This window comes from Mesorhizobium sp. M1322 (genome assembly GCF_040318085.1).
In the GTDB taxonomy this organism is placed as follows: domain Bacteria; phylum Pseudomonadota; class Alphaproteobacteria; order Rhizobiales; family Rhizobiaceae; genus Mesorhizobium.
On sequence record NZ_JAMYLP010000007.1, the window covers coordinates 17,600 to 38,645 of the forward strand.

Below are 21,046 nucleotides of genomic sequence, written 5' to 3' on the forward strand. Positions count from 1 at the left end.
CGCTGCTGAAATTCGGCTGCGCGCCCGAAGAACGGGAAGCTTCCGCGCCGTCAATCGCGTCAAGCCAATTGCCGATCTCGGCGCCGCCCCTCAACCCCTTGCCGGGACCTTCTCCCCGTGAAGAACGGGGAGAAGGGGCTTGGACGCAACGCTGGCGCCCCCCTCTCCCGTCCCTCACGGGGAGAGGGTAAGGGTGAGGGGCAGCGCCGACCTGAGGTGATTGCCACGATGCCTGAGAGCAACGAAAAGTATAGTGGAATCCTACGCCGCGGCCAGCAGGCTGGCGTTGCCGCCCGCAGCAGTGGTGTCGACACAGACGGCGCGCTCATGCGCGTAGGCCGCCGGGTTGAGCACTTCGCTGACCAGCGGCACGATCGGGCCGGCGCGGTCGGCGATCACCTTGCGCACGATGCGAGCGGCCTCGGGCGTGCCGGAAAAGGCGACGACGTCGACACGCAGCGCGCGAGCCTCGACCGGGTCGGGCCGGCCGTCGATGGCCGCCAGCGGCAGCCCCTTGCCGGTCAGTGACGACAGTGCCGCCGGCGCACCCGGCGCGACGGCCAGCACCGCATTGCCGGCCGCCAGCGCCTGGATGGTCTGGGCAAGCAGCGTGTCGGCATCCGGGCCGAGGCAGAGCACACGCCCGCGCGGCGACAGCGACAGCGTGTTGGCCTCGCCGGTCGGGCCGGGCAAATCGACCTGGCCGAAATCGATGCCGGCGGCGGCACCGATGGCCGCAGCACCCTTGCCGCGCAAATGTTTCCTCAGCACCGCAATGCGGTCCGCCCGTGTCGACCAGCCGCCCAGCGCCGGGTCTGGCAGATTGTCGGCGAGTTCGGTCGCCGTCACCTTGCGGCCGTCAAGAACAGGCGTGCCCGCCTGCGGCCCCTTGCGGAACCGCCTGAGATAGTGCGGCCCGCCGGCCTTCGGTCCGGTGCCGGAAAGCCCTTCGCCACCGAACGGCTGCGAGCCGACCACGGCGCCGATCTGGTTGCGGTTGACATAGATGTTGCCGGCATGGATGCCGTCGACGAAATGCTGGGCGCGGCCTTCGATACGGGTATGCAGACCGAAGGTCAGGCCATAACCCTTGCGGTTGATCGCGGCGATCACCTCGTCGATGTCGTCGGCGTCGAACGTGGCGACGTGAAGCACCGGCCCGAACACCTCGCGCTCCATGTCCTCGATACCCTTGACCCGAAAGACATGCGGCGCGACGAAGCGGCCATCCTTCGGCGCCTCGAGCTTGGCGATCAGCCGGCCTTGCAGGCCCATGTCAGTGCAATAGTCACGGATCGATTTTTGTGCCTCCTCGTCGATGACCGGGCCGACATCGGTCGATATCCGCCAGGGATCGCCCAGGCTGAGCGCTTCCATCGCGCCCTTCAGCATCTCCAGCATCTTCTTCTCGACGTCCTTCTGCACATAGAGCACGCGCAGCGCCGAGCAGCGCTGGCCGGCGCTCTGGAAGGCCGAGGCAAGGACGTCGCGCACCGCCTGCTCGGGAAGCGCGGTAGAATCGACGATCATCGCATTCAACCCGCCAGTCTCGGCGATCAGCATGGCGTCGGGCGCGGCGGTCTCGGCCAATTGCTTTTCGATCAGCTTGGCGACCTCGGTCGAGCCGGTGAAGCAGACGCCGGCAATGCGCGGATCGGCGGTCAGTGGGCCGCCGACTGAGGGGCCATCGCCGGGCAGAAGCTGGATGACGTCTTCCGGCACGCCGGCTTCGCGCAGCAATTCGACGGCGCGAAAGGCGATCAGCGGCGTCTGCTCGGCCGGCTTGGCGATCACCGAATTGCCGGTGACGAGTGCCGCCGCGATCTGCCCGGTGAAGATGGCGAGCGGAAAATTCCATGGCGAGATACATGCGATCGCCCCGCGCGCCTCGGTTCCAGGTTCGGCATTGGCCGCCTCGGTTGCGTAATAGCGCAGGAAATCGACCGCCTCGCGCACTTCGGCGACGCCGTCGGCCAGCGATTTGCCGGCCTCGCGGGCGGCGAGCGCGAAGAATTCGACGGCATTGGCCTCATAGAGGTCGGCGGCGCGGTTGAGGATGGCGGCGCGCTCGGCGACAGGGCGTTTTGCCCATGCCGGCTGTGCCTCCACCGCGATGCGCACGGCGGTCGCGACCTGCTCGGCGCTTGCCTCGCTGACGGTGCCGACCACTTCGTCGGGCTTAGCCGGATTGACCACTGGACGCTGCTTGCCATAGCCGGCGGCCCTCGTGATCGGCCTGGCGTGCCAGCGGTCCGGGCCGAAAAACTCTGCCCTGGTCTTGTCGATTGCGGCCAGCGTCACCGGATCGGTGATGTCGAATCCCTTCGAATTGCGGCGCGCAGCACCGAAGATCGCCGACGGACTAGGGATCGCCGGATTGGCGGCTGGACCCTGTTTTTCGACGGTTTCGAGCGGATCGCGAGCAATATCCTCCGGCTCGACGTCCTCGTCGGTGAGCTGGTGGACGAAGGAAGAGTTGGCGCCGTTCTCGAGCAGCCGGCGGACCAGATAGGCAAGCAGGTCGGAATGCGCACCGACCGGCGCATAGATGCGGCAGCGCGTACCCTCGGCCCGCCGCACCGTCTCATGCAGCGCCTCGCCCATGCCGTGCAGGCGCTGGAACTCGAAGGAGTCACGATTCCCAGCCATCGACAGGATGGCGGCGACTGTGTGGGCGTTGTGAGTGGCGAATTGCGGATAGATGCGGTCGGTCATCGACAGCAGCTTTTTCGCGCAGGCGAGGTAGGAGACATCGGTGTTGGCCTTGCGGGTGAAGACCGGATAACCGTCGAGCCCGAGCGTCTGCGCCCGCTTGATCTCGGTGTCCCAATAGGCGCCCTTGACCAGCCGCACCATGATGGTGCGGTCGTATTTCTGCGCCAGCGCATAGAGCCAGTCGATGACGAAGGCGGCGCGCGGACCATAGGCCTGAACGACGACGCCAAAACCGTCCCAGCCGGCGAGTTCCGGCTCGGCCAGCACCCGTTCGATGATTTCGAGCGACAGGTCGAGGCGGTCGGCCTCCTCGGCGTCGATGTTGAGGCCCATGCGCGAATGGCGCGCCGCCAGCGCCAGCGACAAAAGCCGCTCGGCCATCACAGGCAGCATCTTTTCCTTTTGCGTCACTTCATAGCGCGGGTGCAGCGCCGAGAGCTTGACCGAGATGCCGTGGTTCTGGCGGATGTCGGGACCATTGGCGCCGGCGTCGAGCGACGAGATGGCGTCGGCATAGGCCTTGAGATAGCGCAAGGCGTCGGCCTCGGTGCGAGCCGCTTCGCCCAGCATGTCAAACGAATAGAAATAGCCTTTCTGGGTCATCGGCCGCCCGCGTCTGACGGCCTCGGCAATCGTGCGGCCGAGCACGAACTGCTCGCCCATTTCGCGCATGGCGGCGGCGACCGCCTTGCGGATGACCGGCTCACCCAGCCGGCGCACCATGGCGCGCAGCGTGCCTTCGATGCCGCCCTCGCCTTCGTCGAGCACCCGGCCGGTCAGCATCAGCGCCCAGGTCGACGCATTGATGAAGATCGAGCTTGAGCCGCCCGAATGCGCCGACCAGTCATGCGGCGCGATCTTGTCGGCAATGAGATTGTCCATCGTCTCGGTGTCGGGCACCCGCAGCAGCGCTTCGGCCAGGCACATCAGCGCGACGCCTTCCTTGGTGGAAAGGCCGTAAGCGGACAGGAAGACTTCCATCAACCGCGGATCGGACGAGCCGCGCACCGCCCGCACCAGATCGGCGGCGCGGGCCGAGATTGCCTTTCGCTCTTTCGTCGAAAGCCCCGTCGCCTCGGCCAGCCGCTTCACGGTCCCGTCTTCGTCGGGCAAATAATTGGCGCGGATCTGCTGGCGGATGGCTTCGAGCGCTGGCATGACGGTCCTGTAAAGCGAGCATCAGGGAGCAGTCCGGCGGTCACCGGACCGAATGGCGCAAGCTAGCACAAAGCTAGGTTTCGATCGGTCCAAAGAAATCGACAGGAGAGGTCGATTGAACTATCGTGGAGCCCTGATTTTCTCCAACTTGACCACGAATTCGATGACAGAAGACCAATTGGACCGCATCGACAGGAACATCCTGTCGGCGCTGGGCAGCAATGGCAGGCTCTCCATGTCGGAACTCGCGGCCAAGGTCGGCCTGTCGAAGACGCCGGTGCAGGCGCGGGTCAAGCGGCTGGAAAAGGACGGCATCATCCGTGGCTATCAGGCGATCATCGACCGTGAGCGCATGGGCGAAGGCCATGTCGCCTTCGTCCAGGTGAAATTGTCCGACACCCGCTCGGCCGCGCTCGACGCCTTCAACCGCGCCGTGCAGGCGGTGCCGGAGATCGAGCAATGCCACATGATGGCGTCGAGCTTCGATTATCTCCTGAAAGTCCGCACCACCGACATCGCCGCCTACCGCCGCGTGCTCGGCGAGCGCATCTCCGCCCTGCCCCACGTCGCCCAGACCTCGACCTTCGTGGCGATGGAGACTGTGAAGGATCGCTAGGCGTCACTGAGCTCGTCAGCTCATCCGGCTCGTTCAAGACGCTCCTGAATTTGCCCCTCGATTGCCTCAGGAAATGGTCGGACGTCGATGTCCATCCAAAGAGTATCTGCACGAGCGTAATCGAGGCGTCATGGTTGCTCCTTGGGGAGTCCAACGCGATAGGCTCGCTCGTGCAATCCGTCAGCAGGACGCAGTGATAGTCCCTGAAGAAGGCATCCCGAATTGTCGACTCCACACACACGCTGGTCGTGCATCCTGTCACGATGAGCTGTTTGATGCCTGCGGTCTTCAGAACAGCATCGAGTTCGGTCTCGTAGAAACCGCTGAACCGGGTTTTGTAGAGGACAACATCCCCCAACTCCGGCTTTAGGTCGTTGACGATATCTGTTCCCAGGTGTCGCGGATCAGAATCCGGCTCTCGCTGCCATCCGGCGCCGTCATGTTCTCACCGACCCCAAAGATCTGGAGATGTCGGAGACGATTGGGGGCATCCGATGTCCCGAGATCCCAAAGGTCGGAATGATACCCCATCTTCAGATAGATGATGGGCAGTCTCAATTTGCGAGCGGCCGCTATGACGCTTGCAGTAGGGCCGAGAGCCCGTTGAATCCCGGAGATATCGATGCCGGCTCTGTCGAACATCCCGCCTTTCGAGCCGAAGTCATTCTGCATGTCCACGACGAGAACTGCAGTCTTGGCGGGGTTTATTGAAACAGGTTGAGGCTTTGCGTCGACGACGAGTGGCTGCATTTTTATCCTCCCACAGCCTGAGGTATCGCACTTAGCGCCTTGGTTATCATGATCAGCGACCCTGCATCGTGTCAACAAAGGGGGGCTACATCGTTGCTTGGCGGCCGAAGACAGTTGTCCGCTCTTGTCGCAGACAAACCCGGCCTTACTCCGCCAGCGTCTTCAAAAACGCCACCAGCGCCGCGCGCTCGCTGTCCGAAAGCTGCAGCGGGTGGACCTCGGACACACCCTCGACACTGGCTGGCGCCTTGGAATAATGCGCCACCACCTCGTCGAGCGAGGAAAATTGCCCGGCATGCATGTAGGGCGCACGGGTGGCGGCGCCGCGCAGCGACGGCGTTTTGTAGGCGCGGACGAGCTCCGGTCCGGCCTTGACCATGAACCGCAGCTCGCCGCAGGCGCTGGCGTCGCCGTCGCGAAAGGCGCCGAAGCAGTTGAACGGGTCGGCCTCGACCTGCGCCACCGCATCTATGCGGCCGCGATCCGGCGGCAGATTTGCAACCGGCGGCACGCCGGTATTGTGAAAACTGCCATCGGTGAAACGCGGCCCGGTGTGGCACGTCACGCAATTGGCCTTGCCGATGAACAGCTTCAGCCCGAGGGTCTCCTCAGGCGACAACGCATCGGCGCCTTGCGGCAGCTGTATACCGGTAGCTAGGGCGGCGGCGAACCGGTCGAAGCGGGTCTGCGGCAACGCGATCGACCGCTCGAAAGCGGCGATCGCCTTGCCGATATTGGCGAAGACGCGGTTGACGCCCTCGGCCTGCGCTTCGGTCATCGTGCCCCACGCCGCCTTCTCGGCATCGCTGCCGAGCGGACTGGCGTTGGCCGGCACAGTCGAAAGGTCGGGCAGCGGCCCGAAGATGCGCTCATAGCGCTCGCCGAATCGGGCGTTGATATAATGCGCGTAGGCGGCGCGATTGCCGGCCTGCTCCAGCGGATTCTCCAGCGGCGCCAGCGCCTGCGCCCAAAGACTGTCGCGCCGCCCGTCCCAGAAGAACCAAGGATCATGCGCGACGCCGGCGAGCGGCATGGTGCGCCGGTTGGTGCGGCCGACGCCGACCGCTTGCGGCAGGTCGTCCTGGAACTGCCGGTCGATCTTATGACAGGTCGAGCACGAAACCTTGCCGTCGCCGCTCATCCCGACGTCGAAAAACAGCGTTGCGCCGAGGGCGGCGGCGGCCGGCACGTCGGCGAAGCGATTAGTGGTGTCGGCTTTCAGCGGCGGCAGCGCCGACAGCGCCAGCGAGGCGATGGTCTTCTTTTCGGCATCGGAAAACTCCGGCTTGCCGCAGCCGGCAAGCACGGCCATCGCCAGCAGCGCGAAACGCGAAACGCGGTTCATCTTGCTCCAGCGCTCAGAGCAACACATTGAAGACCACTGTATCGGATCCGGCCGCCGCGGAAATGGCGAAATGCAATTGCCACAATCCGCTCATCGTGAATTTCACCCCGTCGATGCGATAGCACCCGTCGCCCAGATAGTCGGTTGCTTGCGGGCTGGTCGGCAGGCCGTGCCTGTGCCGCGGCATACCCCCGGAAATCGTGATCGCGGCGCCCTCCACCGGGGTTCCCGCACCTGTCTTCAGGGTCAGCAGCCAGGATTGCAGCTCGCCTTGCCTGACAATACCCCGCTCCGGCTCGAATCTGGCCACAAACAGCCCGTTCGCCGTCTTCTTCGAGCGGGCAATCTCGAAACCGGCACGTTGCGGCGCTTGCGGCGCGGTCAGGTAGACGGCGGCGAGAATGCCGACCAGCAAGGCAGCCAGACCAAGACCTGCCAGAACATAACGCCATAACGATGCCAAACCGTTTCCTCTTCCGGAGATAACGTCTCGCTCGGCAGATTGCGTCCCGCCTTCCGCGTGAGAAAACGCAGCTGGCGCAAAAATCCGCCATGACCAAGCATGGCGCTGCCGCTCGCAAAAAGCTACAGCACCGGGTCTTGGTTTTGTGCATGTCGTTATCTCAAAACCAATGCGCAAGCTTTGGGCGACATGCACCAGGAGAGAGATTCATGACTGGAAACGGCGTCGCCTCGATCGGTGAATGCATGCTCGAACTTTCAGGCCAGGCGGGGCCGAACTGGCGCATGGGCTTTGCCGGTGACACGTTCAACACGCTGTGGGCGCTGCATGCGCTGAGCGGTGACAGGCCGGCGACCTATGTGACGGCCTTCGGCGACGACCCGTTCTCGCGCGACCAAATTGCTTTCTTCGCGCAAAACGGCATCGGCATCGGCGCCAGCCCGATCATAGCAGGCGCACGGCCCGGTCTCTATGCTATCACACTGACCGGCGCCGAACGCTCCTTCACCTACTGGCGCGGCGATGCGGCCGCAAGGCAGCTGGCCTCCGACGCGGCTGCCTTGGCGAAAAGCCTTGAAAATCAGTCGCTTGTTTACTTTTCCGGAATCACTTTGGCAATTCTGGACGACGCCGCGCGCAAGACATTGCTGGCGGCGGTGGCCAAGGCGCGCGTCGCCGGCTCGCTTGTCGCCTTCGATCCCAACTACCGGCCACGGCTGTGGCACCGGCGCGAGGAAGCACAAGCCGCGATCCTCGATGCCCTCGCAGTCACCGATCTCGCACTGCCGACCTTTCCCGACGAGCAGATGCTGTTCGGCGACGCAGTGCCGCAAGCAACCGCGGAACGGCTGGGAAAGCTGGTCGGCGAATTCGTCGTCAAGAATGGCGAGGAGCCGGCGCTGATCGCCGCAAACGGAACCCTGCAGCCCGTCCCGGCCGTGCATGTCGCCACCCCCGTCGACACGACCGGCGCTGGCGATTCCTTCAATGGCGCCTATCTCGCCGCCCGGCTTGCCGGCCATGTCCCGACCGAGGCCGTGCTGCGCGCGCATCGCGTCGCCGCGGCCGTCGTGCAGGTGCGCGGCGCGCTGGCGCCATTCGAGACGTTAAGGGCGGCGTTCGAAGATTAATGCATGTCGCCCAAAAGCATGCCCTCGGGCCCGACCCGAGGGTGCGCAGCGATTTTGCGATAACGACATGCATAAAACAAGAACTAAAGCGCGTTGCATGAATCCATTCGAACGCGACGCGCTTTAGGGTCAAAAATCAGACTGGCTGCCGCCAACGGCCGACAAGCTTGCAGCCCAAGGCGGTCGCTATCCGCGCTTTTCGATGACGGCGTACAGGACGTTGCGGTTCTCGCCAAAGAACACCTGCGCCTCGACGGTGTTGCGGTCGACGCTGGCATTGATGATGTTCCACATATCGACCTCCGACCGCAGCAGCAACACCCAGTTCATGAACGTCTCCCGGTAGCCGGCGTCAGGGTTGCCCTCTGCGTAGTTCGCGAAGAGGAATGTCCCGTTCGGCTTCAACATCTGCAGGCAGGTTTTCGTGAGCTTCACGGCGACGTTGTGCGCAAGGTAGTCGTAAAGGCCGGAGGCGTAGATGAAGTCGAACTTGCCAAGCTTGTGGCCCCGCGTGAGCATGGTTCGTACCGAGCCGTCGATGGCCTCTACCGCGGTGCCCCGGAAGTCGCGCGTGATCAATCCAACGCTCTGAGGATCCTGATCGAGCGCAACCCAGCGCTTGAGGCGGCCCTCCTGCAAGGCGGTCGAGCGATTGGCCTCCCTTAAATGGCCGGCCGCAATCGCCAGGACCTCGGCTTGCGGTCCATTCCTGGCCGCAATCTCATCGACATATCGGGTTAAAAGATCGCGTCGTTCCCGTGCCGCGACGCAAGAAGGTACATCCTTGGTATGACTATAGAGCGCCTTGCCGGTTTCCGAGGCGTTTGCCACGCTCTCGGCCACGTGCGGATCACAATAGATGTAGTCGAGCAACTGCGCGTCGCCAGAATAACCTCTGGGCTTGTCATGGGACCACCGCGTGAGCGGATCCTCAAGAAAGTAATCCAAGACCGGGTGGTTCTGCACTACCGGTATCAATGCTTGCCAAACGTCCGGATGAACCTTGGAACGCGTTGCCTCGAGATACGACATCAGACGACGAATGATCTCCGCGGGATCCTTTCGCTGCTCGATTTGCTGGTGTGTCGTGTGAAGAATGAGCGCAAGCTCTACGCGAGCGGTTTCGAACGCTTCGCTGTGAGGCTCGAGCTTTCTTCGAGGGAGACTGGCGGCGATCATCTCGGCAGTAATCAGACTTTTGCCATCAAGGATGGTTGCCACTGCATAACTCCATAGTTACAAGTACCTAGATATTAATTAGATATCGCGTAAAATTTTACCTTTGCCAACCCACATCCCCGGCATTTTAGCGGTGTCGTTAATTTCCCGCCAACCATGCTGGCTCTTTGGACGCCTTGCGGGTGCGATTCCGGATACGAGTTAACGAAAACCTATTTGCGCGACTGCATATTGTTTGCGAGGCGCCGCAATCGCTGTCGCGCCTGAGGAGTCCGCCGGCGTGGGGGCAGAAGCTAGAAATGAGTTCGGAATACAAAGCCCCGTTCAAATGGGGTTTGTGGTGACGAACGAATTCGCGTCATCCGCGTTGGCCGATATAGCCCATACGGAACCGCTTGAACTGCGCTACGAGCCGCGGTCCGACGAGCTCCGCAACCTCTACCGAGAGGAAGGCCAAGCGAAGCGAAGAATGGACGCCAGGCCAGGGCTTTGGATCGCTGTTGCCATCTATCTACTGTTTTCGGCAACGGATCTGCTGCTGATTCCGGATGTGGCACTCTATACGATCATGGCACGCTTCGCGGTCGGAGTGACTGCACTCTTGATCTTGGAGGCACAACTTCGCCGGGGCGTCGGAACGGAATGGATTGACGTCACTTGCGCCGGAGCCATCATCTTTGGCTATGTTGGCTGGCTGTGCCCAGCGGTTATGGGTGCAGACAAGGAAAGCGTCTCTTATTACATGGTCTTCGGCACCATCTTCATGATGAGCGCCAATCTCTTCTTCACGTTTAAGTTCAGTCTATCTATTGTAACGTCTACAATAATTTTAGCAATACTGTATGCCGTAAACTACTTTGTGCCTTCCACATTAATGTACAAACTGGTATTTGGAACTTTTTACATTTCATGCTTCACATTTACGTCTTATGTTAACTGGAAGCTGAACGAGGAGCGCTACAACGTTTTCCTGAATGCCCTCGAAGCCAAAATCCAGCACAAGGAAGCCACCGAGCGCGGACAGGCGCTATTGAATCTGTCGAGAACCGATCCGCTTACGGGTCTGGAGAATCGGCGGGCGATTGACGAGAAGCTGCGGGACTATTGGAGCGACTGGCAAAGGTTTGGCAGCAGTTTTGTGGCGATCCTCATCGACGTGGACTTCTTCAAAAGGTTCAATGACTATTACGGACATCAAGAAGGCGACCGCTGCCTGATTCTTGTCGCCAATGCCCTTGCCGATATGATTAAGCAGTACAATGGCTCAATCGGCCGCTACGGCGGTGAGGAATTCATTGTCCTGGCTCGCATGGAGAAAAGAGAACAGGTCACAGACATTGCCGAAGCCATTCGAAGCACGGTGGAGAACCTCGCGCTTCCCCACGAGCAGCGCAGAGACGGTATCTCGGTTGTGACGGTGAGCGTTGGCGCTGCATTCACCAGGCCGCAGATTGGCGCCAAGTTGGAAAAAATCATCCACGAGGCCGATCGCGCACTCTATCTGGCAAAAGCAGGCGGTCGAAATTGTACCTGGCTGTTCGATCCAAACGATCCCCAGAGCAGCGACGAGAGCGAGAATATTGCGGCTTTGCTGAAGATTGCGATCGGCCAGGATCTCGTTTCACTCGTCTATCAGCCTATCCAGAATGTCGCGTCGGGCCGAGTTGAAGCCGTAGAGGCTCTGATGCGCCTCAAAATGCTGGACGGTACATCGGTTCCGCCGAGCCTGTTCATTCCCGTCGCGGAACGAACTGGCGCGGTCGTGGCGCTCGGGCGCTGGGCAATAAGGACAGTGTGCACTGAGCTTCTGGCGGACGATCACGTCCGTGTCGTCAGCGTCAACGTCTCTCCGATTCAGCTCAAGACGCCCGGCTTCGCAACCTCTGTTGCGGCGATTTTGAGCGAGACTGGCGTAGCCGGCAGCAGGCTGGCCCTCGAAATCACCGAAGGGCTGGAGATGGAGATGCACTCCGACGTTCTCCGCTGCATCAGCGACCTGAAACTGCTAGGGATCAGGATATGGCTCGATGACTTCGGAACGGGCTTCGCCGGTCTGTCATGGCTTCGTCTGATCGATTTCGATACGGTGAAGATCGACCGCTCGTTTCTACATGACTGCGGCACCCCGAGGGGCAAGGCGATGCTGCAAGACATTATTGCCCTGGTCCGAAATCGCGGTCATAAAATCTTGCTCGAAGGCGTCGAAACCGACGAGCAGATGGCCCTTGTACGCGAATTTGACATAGATAAAATCCAAGGCTTTCACGTCGGCCGTCCTGCTCCCGCCGCGAGTTTCCGGACGAGACCGGTCACCTACAAACGACCATTTTCAGTCGTCAAGTCCGCATGAATAGCGGCGGAGCGATCTGCGCTCCTGCAAGCCGTCGCCCCGCGCTCCCTCTGCAGATGACCCAGCGGCTGGCCGAGAATCTTGCCGTTTGAAATCGGCCGGCGGGAACGAGCACGGGGCGCCATTAGCGGTCGTTGCTGACCCTTCCATTCAATGTTGGCAGTTCGTGGGGAAGCCGTCGTCCAGGTCCGTCTTAGTGCTTTGCTCATGGCCAGCGGTCGACCTCGCCAACAAGAGCATGAATGTAAGTCGCGATGCGACGTGGTTGTTCCCGTTGGTTGCTTGTAGGGAGCAAATTCGCACCACATCAATTTTCCGACGCCCCCCGGATAGATGCTTGCGAGTCGATTGCGAAGCAATCCGTTTAATGCTAATGCAAATCATTCTCATTTGCATTTGTGGTGGCGATTATGTCCGAAGTCAGCGTTTGGTTCCGCGAAAAGATCAGCAGGCGTGGGCTGCTGTGGGGCGGCCTGGCGGCGGCCGGAGGCTCGGCGATAGCGGGAACGGCGGCTGGCCAATCGGTCCATTCCGGCCATGGGGCCACGTCGGCCGCCGGCGCTGCACCGCCTCCAGCGCATTTGGCCGCCCACGGATCGATGATCACCGTCGGAGACGTGGACAACGAGCGCAACGGTTTCGATCCTTCCCGGATGGTGACGGACTGGGAAACGGGCTCGGTGTCGACGCTTCCCGACGGACGAACCCTTCGGACTTTCGAGATCGAGGCGATTGACAAGGAAATCGAAATCGCGCCGGGGATCATGTTCCCGGCCTGGACCTACAACGGGCGGGTGCCCGGGCCTGCGCTCAGGGCGACCGAAGGCGAGCATCTGCGGATGGTCTTCCGCAACTCCGGCTCGCATCCCCACTCCATGCACTTCCACGGCATCCATGCCGCAAGGATGGACGGCGTCCCCGGTGCAGGATTGATCGGTCCGGGAGAAGAATTCGTCTATGAGTTCGATGCCAGGCCGTTCGGCTGCCATCTCTATCACTGCCACGCGTTGCCCCTGAAGCGGCACATTCACAAAGGCATGTACGGACTGTTCGTCATCGACCCGGATCCGGCCCGCCATCCGGAGCTTGCCGATGTCGCCCGTTCCCGCTTGCTCGGCACGCCCGAGAACGCCGAATGGCAGGAATTCGCCATGGTGATGAACGGCTTCGACACCAACTTCGACAACGGGAACGAAGTCTATGCGGTGAATACCGTCGCACACGCGTACATGAAGCGGCCGATCAGGATCGTCCGCAACCGCCCAGTCCGCATCTATCTGGCCAATGTCGTCGAGTTCGATCCTATCAACTCGTTCCACTTGCACGCCAACTTCTTCGACTATTTCGAACAGGGGACGACGCTCACGCCGACCTTGAGGACGGTCGACTTGATCACTCAGGTGCAGGCGCAGCGCGGAATCCTCGAGTTTACCTACAAGGATCACGAGACCGGTCTCTACATGTTCCACCCGCATCAGTCGGAGTTCACCGAACTCGGCTGGACGGGCATGTTCGACGTGGTGGAGGCGGTCGCATGAACGAGGCCTCGCACATCGCCGCCGCCGACCCGACCGCTCCCGTCGGCTCCGGAAAATCGCGCGCCGCTTTGCTGTGGCTGATCCTGCCGCTGGCCGCCCTCGGCCTGGCGATCGCCTGGCTGCTGGTCTCTGACCCGCTCAGAAACTTCGGGAACGGCGCTCCGCCTGTGGAGAGCCTGACTTTCGAGCGGACCATCCTTTCGTCCGACGGCATCCGCGTCCTCGTCCGCGCCGGCGGCTCGGAGCCGATGACGATCGCCCAGGTCCAGGTTGACGACGCATACTGGCAGTTCACGCAGGAACCCGCAGGGCCGCTCGGCCGCGGCGCTTCCGCATGGATCCATCTGCCCTTCCCCTGGGTGCTGGGGGAGGCGCATGCCATAAACATTGTCACCAATACCGGGGCGACGTTCGAACACGAGGTCGCGGTCGCTGTGCCGACCCCGACACGCGACGCGGGGATGCTTGCTTCCCAGGCGCTGCTTGGTGTCCTAGTCGGCCTCGTTCCGGTCGCCATCGGAATGATGTTTTATCCGGCGCTGCGCGGGGTCGGCCGAAACGGCATGAATTTCCTACTCGCCCTGACGGTCGGCCTGCTGGCGTTTCTGCTCGTTGACGCCACCGCGGAAGCATTCGAACTTGCGGCCGAGTCCGCCGCGCTGTTCCAGGGACAGGCGATGGTCGCGCTCGCAGCCGCGGCAAGCTTCCTCCTGCTGATGGCGGCCGGCCGCCGCGATGGAGTGCCGACCGGACTTGCGCTCGCCACCTTCATCGCGCTCGGCATCGGCCTGCACAACCTTGGCGAGGGCCTGGCCATCGGCGCTGCGTTCGCGGCAGGCGCGGCCGGATTGGGCACTTTCCTGGTGCTGGGCTTCATGCTGCACAACATCACCGAAGGCATCGGCATTTCCGCGCCGATGCTGAAGAAGCGCCCGCCTCTGTGGACCTTCGTCGGCTTGGCGCTTTTGGCGGGCGGTCCCGCTGTCATCGGACTTTGGATCGGAAGCCTGGCCTATGCGCAGCAGTGGTCGGCGCTGGCTCTCGCGGTCGGGGCGGGAGCCATTCTGCAGGTCATCGTCGAGGTCACTGCGTACCTGATGAGGTCGGACGGAAGAGGCCCTGCGGCGCTTACAGCGCCAGCCACGATGGTGGGATTGGCCGCAGGCGTTTCGTTCATGTATGTGACCGCTATGCTCGTCAAAGTCTGATCTGCCGCGGCGACAGCTTGTCCGGTCGCTCCTGCCGGATGGTCGCCTGTGAACTGCGGGCGCGGAAATCGGTTGCGGCGATAGCGGAGACGTGAGCACCTGCCGCAGGTAGGCACGGCGGCTGAAGCCAGGGCTGTGGCGCGGGCCGGTGCCGTTCATTTCAGCTTTCTGCCGGAATGCAAGGAGGGTGGGGCCGAATTGCTGAAATCGATGGGGGAAGTTGACCCGATCTGCGAAGACGGCGGCAGCCGATCACGCGCCGATATTCATGCCGAGTTGATCAGCCTCGTGCTAGAGGCCCTGCAGCGAAACCCTCAAAGACCGTTTTTGAGCAGATCACCCGTCTTCTGACATCCGCGTCGATCGTGACGTGAAACGCTGGAACGGGGGGCCTCAGGCCGACCGTCGCCACCTGTCGGCCCACCGGACCAGCCCTGGCTCATTGCTTCGTGCTCGCCTCCCGGAACGCCGCCTCTCCCGCGTCCGACACCTCGGCCCACTTCTTGTCGGCCGCTGGATCCGCGGCGTAGCTGTCGTGCCAGTTCCACCACTTGTAGGCCGGGGTCTGGGGATAGCCCTCGGGCGAGTGCTCCCAGACCTCCTGCCGGCCCAGCGGGGTGATGTCGAGATAGTTCCAGGTGCTCCCCATCTGCTCGTCGCCGCGGTTGTCGATGAAGTAGGTGCGGAACACGCGGTCGCCGTCGCGAATGAACACGTTGTGGCCGTGCCACTCGTCCACGCCGAAGTCGGCGTCGAAGCTATCGGTGAGCGTGTACCACGTCATCTCCCAGCCCATCCGCGCCTTCAGCCGCGCGATATCAGCCTGAGGCGCACGCGAGACGAAGACAAGGGTGGTGTCACGGGCGTTCAGGTGGGCGACGTGGGCGACCTGGTCGGCCACCAGGGAGCAGCCGCGGCAGGCGTGGTCGGGCCAGCCGAACACTCCCGGCTCGAAGAAGGCGCGGTAGACGATCAGCTGACGCCGGCCGTCGAACAGGTCGAGCAGGCTGGCCTTTCCGTCAGGCCCTTCGAAAGCATACGTCTTCTCCACCGCCATCCACGGCATCCGCCGCCGCTCGGCGGCCAGCGCGTCACGGGCGCGGGTCTGGGCCTTTTCCTTCACGAGCAGCTGCTCGCGGGCCGCCTCCCACGCCTCAGGCGACACCACCGGTGGTGTGCGCATGGCAGGCTGTCCGCTTTTCCGTCCGCTCTCGGCTGATGAAGTCATGGCTTCCTCCTGATCTGGGCGCGCGCCTGGTCGCTGAAGCGCGGCTCCACTCGCTGCTCATTGCTCGTTATTGGGCCTGAAAATAGTTTGGCACCGGAAAACGACCAGTGGGAGTAACAAGTGTGACGCTATTTCGGGCGTCGCCGATCAAAACCGCGGCAGGTGCGCCGGAAGCAGGTGACCCCCTCGGCGCGTTGAACCGGGTGGCGTGGCGCGACGGTGCTCCCGCCGCATGTCCCGATGCGCTGGCCTTCAAAATCTTGAGGGCAGCGTTTCAAAGATTGGGCTCAAACTCAATCAGACTGGCTGCCGCCAATGGCCGAGAACCTTGCTGCTTGAACTGGTCGGCGGGAACTAGCAAAGAGCGCCATAACGGGCATCCGACACTGAACGCCAGAGCGGACGTTGACTCCGTTCTCCGCTACATCAACCCCACCAACCTATCGTCCACCGGACTATGTCGAAGACGAACGGTGGAGATCGACTCGCGCGACGGCGTAAGCGTCAAGCGAGACGACCCGGTCATCCAGCTGTCTCACCGAGCTTTCCATGAAATTCGAATCTCCTGCCGCCCGCTCGAACTGGTCGGCAGCTAGAAGAGCAATGCGGGCGCTGATTGGCGTTTCCGAAAGCTGCACTGATTGCTTTTTGGCAGTGAGATTCGAGAGCCACAGCGTCGTGCGCCCGTCTTTTTCGGCCGCGATCGCCGCGATGCTGTCAGCTCCGGAAGTTCCTACGGACAGCAGGGTGGCCCCGTTAAGCTTTGAGAGGCCTGCCATGACATGGAAAGCGGGATACACGATTCGGCCTTCCTGTTGGTCAAACCACGGCTGCACGAAATCGGTCTTCCTGTAGACGTATCCGAATGCGCCGGTGAAGTCGCCGAATGCGACGGCCTCGATTCCCTCGCGCGCGCAGGCCGCGAAATAGCCAATTGTCCAAGCCGCATTGAACAGGCCGCGCTGCCGAGGATCGATGCGGCTCAGACAGACGCGACCGTTCGCTTCATTCGGTGTAGTGGACTTTCCGTAGGGGTTCTCGCGGCAGCCGAGCTGACAGGGACCTATACGCAGGGGCAAGCGGTCGCCCATGAAAGCACGGGTAGAGCGGATCAAATGGGGGATCGCCTGAAGGGTCTCCATCACGGAGACATCATCTGATGCGTGCACGTTTGGACAGGTGGTGAAGGTTGCGTAGTCGAGCACTCCGGTTGGCGGACGCTTGCGATTTAGCTCGGTGAAGTATGCGGCCATGCCGCCGCCCAGCGGCACCCCGGGGAAAGCCCGGCGAGCGGCGGAGTAGTTTTGCTCGAAGGTGGGCATCGCCGGCCACGGTGCTCCCGGCTGCACCGACTTCATGTCCTGCGCCGGAAAGACGGAGATAGCTTCTAGATTGAGGCCGAGTCTTTGGACAGCATCCGCGAGCGGCGCCAATTCGCTGAAGGGATCGAGCGTGCCCTTGGTAGTGATCTCCAGAACGACGCCAGCGCCAGTCAGCCGTGCCAGGGCCGCGTAGGTTCCAAGTTCATCTTGGCCGTGACCGAGCCGGAGATCGACCTGGCAGACCATCCACTGCGGAGCCAATCCTCGAATTAGCTCGGGGACTTCGAGCGCGTGCTTCGCCTCGTCGGCAGCGACGCCGATGCCAATGCGGGGCACTCGGCCGATGGCTCCGCCGATCGTCAGGTTGATGAATGGATTGAGGTTTTCAGACGTCCCAGCAAGGGGCGTTCCCAACACCTCAAGTCGGATGGACTGCGTGAATTTCTGGCCTTTCGGTAATCTGTAGGGCCACGGGCGACGCAGTGGACGGACATAGGTTTTATAGGAGGCGTCGGACCAATTGCGTTGATCCTCCATCTCAAAGGCATCACCTTCCATGGTGCATGTGGCCCAGATTCCAGGCGCGATCTCGTGCGAAAGCGCGCGAATGTCGGTGAACGGACATTTGGGATCGATGTAGTCCGGAAAGAGCGACAGTTCCTCGTGACCATCCTCATGCAGCACCTTTACCGACTTGCCGGCCAAGGCCTCGATCGGATGCAGCACGACGAAGCCGGTTCTATTGGTCAACAGGTCAGTTTCGGGCTCTGCCTCCACCACAAAGGACAGCGCATCGTCGTTCCCGCCTGCGATCCGCGCCTGGTAGACCAGCCGACCGGACGCACCGGCGCACGTTCCACGGTATGCAATGCTGAAAGCATCCGGCCCCTCGTCGATCTGGATATCCTCGAGGACAGGCGCATAGGTTCCCCAGTTCACGTCCCGTACGAGGAATGAGACCCCCCGCAGAACCTCGATACCGCCTATACGCACATAGCGTATCGCCCCATTGTCAAACTCGACCGACAAGGATCCCGCGCGCAGTGTCCGCAGCTGCGGATCGACCTGTTTGGTCCCACACAAGCGGATTGCTCGAGATGCTGCCGTAGTCAAATCGCTCGCTCGGTCTTGGCGTCGAAAATCGAGGCCCGGTTCATGTTGATGTCGATCGGCAGCCTCTCGCCGGGACGACTGACGTCGTGCGCCTGCAGTTCCGCCATCACCGGCGCGCCGGCCAGGCGGAAGGTCGCATAGCTGCGCGAGCCGGTCGGCTGCAGCAGGTCGATCGTTGCGTCGTAGCGAAACGTGCCCTGCGCAGGTGTCGCAGCGTGCGCGCGTGTCAGATGTTCTGGCCGCAGCCCAAGCAGCACCGCCTGTCCGTCCGTGGCGCCATTCAGGCCCCGGCCGGGTGCGACCGGAAGCAGCGTATCGGAGAGCCGGATGGCAGCAGCGCTGCCGTCCAACTTTAGCGTGCCCGGCAGGAAGCTCATGCGCGGCGAACCGAGAAAGCCAGCGACAAAGGTTGAGGCGGGGCGCTCGAACAGCTCGAGCGGCGCGCCCTGCTGCTCGATCACCCCGTCGCGCATCAGCACGATGCGGTCAGCCAGAGTCATCGCCTCGATCTGGTCATGGGTGACGTAGATCATCGTTGTGGCAATGGCCTGGTGAAGGCGCTTGATCTCGCCGCGCATTTCGTCACGAAGCTGCGCGTCGAGGTTGGACAGCGGCTCGTCGAACAGGAAAATACGCGGGTTGCGGACGATGGCGCGGCCGATGGCGACGCGCTGGCGCTGCCCGCCGGACAATTGACGCGGAAAGCGCCCGAGCAGCGGGGTGATGCCAAGCATGCGCGCCGCCTCGGCGACGCGCGCCTCCACCTCTGGCTTCGGCATCTTGCGGGCCTTCAGGCCAAAGCCGATGTTCTTGGCCACGTTCATATGCGGATAGAGCGCATAGTCTTGAAACACCATCGCCACGTCGCGGTCGCGCGGCCGGAAATCGTTGACCACTTCGCCGCCGATCTCGATCGTGCCTTCCGAACTCTCCTCCAGCCCTGCGATGGTCCTCAGTAGTGTACTCTTGCCACAACCGGACGGGCCGACCAGCACGGTGAACTCGCCGTCGCGAATGTCGAGGTCTATGCCACGCACGGCATGGAAGGCGCCGTAGCGCTTGTGCAAGCCGGTTATCCTGACTTCGGCCATGCCGACCCTTTCTATCCGCGAACGGCGCCGAGCGTCAGCCCGCGCACGAGATGTCGTTGAGCAAGTACTCCCAGCGCGATCGACGGGACGAGGGAGACGATGGCAAGGGCTGCCGCCTCGCCATATTGCGCCCCCTGGAAACCGATGAAGGCGCGGAATACCGTTGGCAGGGTGAAAGCTGTGCGGCTGGTCAGGATCAGCGCGAAGAAGAACTCCGTCCAGCAGGCGATGAAGGCGAAGACGGCCGCCGCGACGATGCCGGGCGCGGCGAGCGGTACAGCGACGCGCCAGAATGCCTCCCAGCGCGTGCAACCGTCGACAAGGGCCGCCTCCTCCATCGATTTCGGCATGCCGCGGAAGTAGGCGAACATCATCCAAACCGACACCGGTAGCGTAAACACCGTATAGGCGATGATCAGGCCGATATGCGTGTCGTAGAGGCCAACGCCGCGGTAGATCAGGAACACCGGCAGCACGATGCCGATGGGCGGCAGGAAGCGCTGCGACAGCACCCAGAACGACAGATGCTGGCCGCCGGTGTTGTAGCGCGCCAGGCTGTAGGCCATCAGCGTGCCGAACAGGGCCGAGAGCACCGTTGCCGACAGCGAGATGATCAGGCTGTTGATCAGCCCGTCGAGGCCGCGATAGGCGAACAGCGCAGCTTCATAGTGGATAAGAGTGGGTGCGGTTGGGAACCAGACGGGCGGCACGGTGAGATAGTCGTCGCTCGGCTTGATCGATGTGTTGAACATCCAGTAGAGCGGCCACAACACGAAGACCAGGAAGAAGCCGAGCAGCAGGATGCGGCCGACCGGTATCGACCGGCGTTTCGGGCGTCGGACAGGCGCGACGGCGGCCATCAGACCGGCTCCGTCCTCAAAAGTCGCCGCACCAGCAGCATCACTATGAGCGCGGTGAAGATCAGGAACAACCAGCTTCCGGCGGTCGCCTGCGACAGGTGGAACTGGGTGAAGCCGACAGTGTAGAGATAGTAGGAGGCGGTGTAGGTCCGCGTGCCTGGCCCACCGCCGGTCATGATGAAAATAGTATCGAACATGCGGATTGCATCGAGCAGCCGAAAGGTCAGCGCCAGCAGCATCATTGGCGCGAGATGCGGCAGGGTTATCGCCCAGAACGCTTGCCAGGCATTGACCCCGTCGAGTTCCGCCGCCTCGTAAAGGTTCGGCGGAATGGCGGTAAGCCCGGCGAGCAGGATGACGAACATGAACGGTGTCCACTGCCAAACATCGGCGATAATCAGCGAAACATAGAGCCATGGCGATTCGGTCATCCAGCCGATCGTCACCTCCTGCCCCAGAAGTTGCGTCAAAATGTAGTTGGTCGGCCCGAAAGGCCGCTGCAGCAGCAAAGTCCAGGCCTGGCCGACGATGACCGGGCTGATGAACAGCGGCACGATCAGGATCGACATGATCACGCCGCGGCCCGGAAAGCTGCGAACCATGGTCAGCGCCACCAGAAGGCCGAGAACGAATTCGATAGCGACGCTAATCCCCGACAGCCACGCTGTCAGCAAAAGCGACCAGCGCGCGACGGGATCGAACACGACGCGCTCGAAATTCTTCAATCCGACAAAGGCGTGGCCCGGCACCTGGAAATCATAGTTGATGAAAGACACGACCAGCGAGAACAGCAGCGGATAGACCGACAGCGCCAGGATCAGCAGTACTGCTGGCGCCACCAGCAGCCATTTGAAGTGACGGTCCGCCCATTGTGCGAAGCCCGACAGTCGTGGCGGGGCGCCAGCGGCCTTCAAGCGACTGATGGTTGCGGTATGCTGCATCGACTACATCCCAAAACCTGCCTGGCGGTTGCGACGAGG

Annotated in this window: 15 protein-coding genes and 1 pseudogene; 5 read left to right on the forward strand and 11 right to left on the reverse strand. The window is 62.3% G+C overall.

The features are described from left to right. Positions 1-261: 261 nt before the first annotated feature. Positions 262-3,873 carry a bifunctional proline dehydrogenase/L-glutamate gamma-semialdehyde dehydrogenase PutA gene (putA, locus tag NKH12_RS04445; protein ID WP_352952009.1) on the reverse strand — a complete coding sequence of 1,204 codons (3,612 nt, stop codon included), beginning with the start codon at positions 3,871-3,873 and terminating at the stop codon, positions 262-264. Between the two features lie 163 nt (positions 3,874-4,036). Between putA and NKH12_RS04450 the strand changes: the two genes are divergently transcribed. Continuing rightward, positions 4,037-4,489, forward strand: a complete 453-nt coding sequence (locus tag NKH12_RS04450) for an Lrp/AsnC family transcriptional regulator (protein ID WP_352952073.1) — start codon at positions 4,037-4,039, stop codon at positions 4,487-4,489. 139 nt (positions 4,490-4,628) lie between these two features. Here the strand turns inward: NKH12_RS04450 and NKH12_RS04455 are convergent. From NKH12_RS04455 to NKH12_RS04470, 4 genes and pseudogenes are all read right to left on the reverse strand, one after another. Continuing rightward, positions 4,629-4,883 (reverse strand): annotated as a pseudogene (locus tag NKH12_RS04455) (cysteine hydrolase family protein); the annotation flags it as partial. After that, entirely contained in the window at positions 4,856-5,239 is a 384-nt protein-coding gene (locus NKH12_RS04460; protein ID WP_352952010.1) for a cysteine hydrolase family protein, read from the reverse strand. The gene NKH12_RS04460 and the pseudogene NKH12_RS04455, both read right to left, overlap by 28 nt. Positions 5,240-5,384: 145 nt before the next feature. Then, positions 5,385-6,584 carry a cytochrome-c peroxidase gene (locus NKH12_RS04465; protein WP_352952011.1) on the reverse strand — a complete coding sequence of 400 codons (1,200 nt, stop codon included), beginning with the start codon at positions 6,582-6,584 and terminating at the stop codon, positions 5,385-5,387. 13 nt (positions 6,585-6,597) lie between these two features. Beyond that, positions 6,598-7,047: a FixH family protein gene (locus tag NKH12_RS04470; RefSeq protein WP_352952074.1), complete on the reverse strand. Its 450-nt coding sequence runs from the start codon at positions 7,045-7,047 to the stop codon at positions 6,598-6,600. Between the two features lie 209 nt (positions 7,048-7,256). Between NKH12_RS04470 and NKH12_RS04475 the strand changes: the two genes are divergently transcribed. Beyond that, positions 7,257-8,177, forward strand: coding sequence for a sugar kinase (locus NKH12_RS04475; RefSeq protein ID WP_352952012.1), 921 nt, complete (start codon positions 7,257-7,259; stop codon positions 8,175-8,177). 186 nt (positions 8,178-8,363) lie between these two features. Here the strand turns inward: NKH12_RS04475 and NKH12_RS04480 are convergent, their stop codons facing one another. Further along, on the reverse strand, positions 8,364-9,398 hold the full coding sequence (locus NKH12_RS04480) for a class I SAM-dependent methyltransferase (RefSeq protein WP_352952013.1): 1,035 nt from the start codon (positions 9,396-9,398) through the stop codon (positions 8,364-8,366). 286 nt (positions 9,399-9,684) lie between these two features. Here NKH12_RS04480 and NKH12_RS04485 point away from each other — a divergent pair, with 286 nt between their 5' ends. From NKH12_RS04485 to NKH12_RS04495, 3 genes are all read left to right on the forward strand, one after another. Beyond that, on the forward strand, positions 9,685-11,706 hold the full coding sequence (locus NKH12_RS04485) for a putative bifunctional diguanylate cyclase/phosphodiesterase (RefSeq protein WP_352952075.1): 2,022 nt from the start codon (positions 9,685-9,687) through the stop codon (positions 11,704-11,706). 410 nt (positions 11,707-12,116) lie between these two features. Then, entirely contained in the window at positions 12,117-13,244 is a 1,128-nt protein-coding gene (locus NKH12_RS04490) for a multicopper oxidase domain-containing protein (RefSeq protein ID WP_352952014.1), read from the forward strand. Next, positions 13,241-14,452, forward strand: a complete 1,212-nt coding sequence (locus NKH12_RS04495; RefSeq protein ID WP_352952015.1) for a ZIP family metal transporter — start codon at positions 13,241-13,243, stop codon at positions 14,450-14,452. Before NKH12_RS04490 ends, NKH12_RS04495 begins: the two co-directional genes overlap by 4 nt. 439 nt (positions 14,453-14,891) lie before the next feature. On the opposite strand, the gene NKH12_RS04505 is transcribed toward NKH12_RS04495, so the two are convergent. From NKH12_RS04505 to NKH12_RS04525, 5 genes are all read right to left on the reverse strand, one after another. Further along, positions 14,892-15,680, reverse strand: a complete 789-nt coding sequence (locus NKH12_RS04505) for a DUF899 domain-containing protein (protein WP_352952016.1) — start codon at positions 15,678-15,680, stop codon at positions 14,892-14,894. Positions 15,681-16,135: 455 nt separating this feature from the next. Beyond that, entirely contained in the window at positions 16,136-18,115 is a 1,980-nt protein-coding gene (locus NKH12_RS04510) for a D-apionate lactonase family protein (protein WP_502910755.1), read from the reverse strand. Further along, a complete protein-coding gene (locus NKH12_RS04515; protein WP_352952018.1) occupies positions 18,112-19,206 on the reverse strand; it encodes an ABC transporter ATP-binding protein in 1,095 nt (364 codons plus the stop codon). The genes NKH12_RS04510 and NKH12_RS04515 overlap by 4 nt, the downstream gene beginning before the upstream one ends. An 11-nt stretch (positions 19,207-19,217) precedes the next feature. Next, positions 19,218-20,066 (reverse strand): carbohydrate ABC transporter permease, encoded by an 849-nt coding sequence (locus NKH12_RS04520; RefSeq protein WP_352952019.1) that lies wholly within the window; start codon positions 20,064-20,066, stop codon positions 19,218-19,220. Further along, positions 20,066-21,007: a carbohydrate ABC transporter permease gene (locus tag NKH12_RS04525; RefSeq protein ID WP_352952020.1), complete on the reverse strand. Its 942-nt coding sequence runs from the start codon at positions 21,005-21,007 to the stop codon at positions 20,066-20,068. Before NKH12_RS04525 ends, NKH12_RS04520 begins: the two co-directional genes overlap by 1 nt. Positions 21,008-21,046 lie beyond the last annotated feature (39 nt).

Bases quoted from the DNA above. Each gene is read 5' to 3' on its own strand.
- NKH12_RS04495 (WP_352952015.1), top strand. From the start codon at position 13,241: ATGAACGAGGCCTCGCACATCGCCGCCGCCGACCCGACCGCTCCCGTC.
- NKH12_RS04485 (WP_352952075.1), top strand. From the start codon at position 9,685: ATGGGGTTTGTGGTGACGAACGAATTCGCGTCATCCGCGTTGGCCGAT.
- NKH12_RS04515 (WP_352952018.1), bottom strand. From the start codon at position 19,206: ATGGCCGAAGTCAGGATAACCGGCTTGCACAAGCGCTACGGCGCCTTC.
- NKH12_RS04490 (WP_352952014.1), top strand. From the start codon at position 12,117: ATGTCCGAAGTCAGCGTTTGGTTCCGCGAAAAGATCAGCAGGCGTGGG.
- NKH12_RS04460 (WP_352952010.1), bottom strand. From the start codon at position 5,239: ATGCAGCCACTCGTCGTCGACGCAAAGCCTCAACCTGTTTCAATAAAC.
- NKH12_RS04475 (WP_352952012.1), top strand. From the start codon at position 7,257: ATGACTGGAAACGGCGTCGCCTCGATCGGTGAATGCATGCTCGAACTT.
- putA (WP_352952009.1), bottom strand. From the start codon at position 3,873: ATGCCAGCGCTCGAAGCCATCCGCCAGCAGATCCGCGCCAATTATTTG.
- NKH12_RS04525 (WP_352952020.1), bottom strand. From the start codon at position 21,007: ATGCAGCATACCGCAACCATCAGTCGCTTGAAGGCCGCTGGCGCCCCG.
- NKH12_RS04450 (WP_352952073.1), top strand. From the start codon at position 4,037: ATGACAGAAGACCAATTGGACCGCATCGACAGGAACATCCTGTCGGCG.
- NKH12_RS04505 (WP_352952016.1), bottom strand. From the start codon at position 15,680: ATGACTTCATCAGCCGAGAGCGGACGGAAAAGCGGACAGCCTGCCATG.
- NKH12_RS04520 (WP_352952019.1), bottom strand. From the start codon at position 20,066: ATGGCCGCCGTCGCGCCTGTCCGACGCCCGAAACGCCGGTCGATACCG.
- NKH12_RS04465 (WP_352952011.1), bottom strand. From the start codon at position 6,584: ATGAACCGCGTTTCGCGTTTCGCGCTGCTGGCGATGGCCGTGCTTGCC.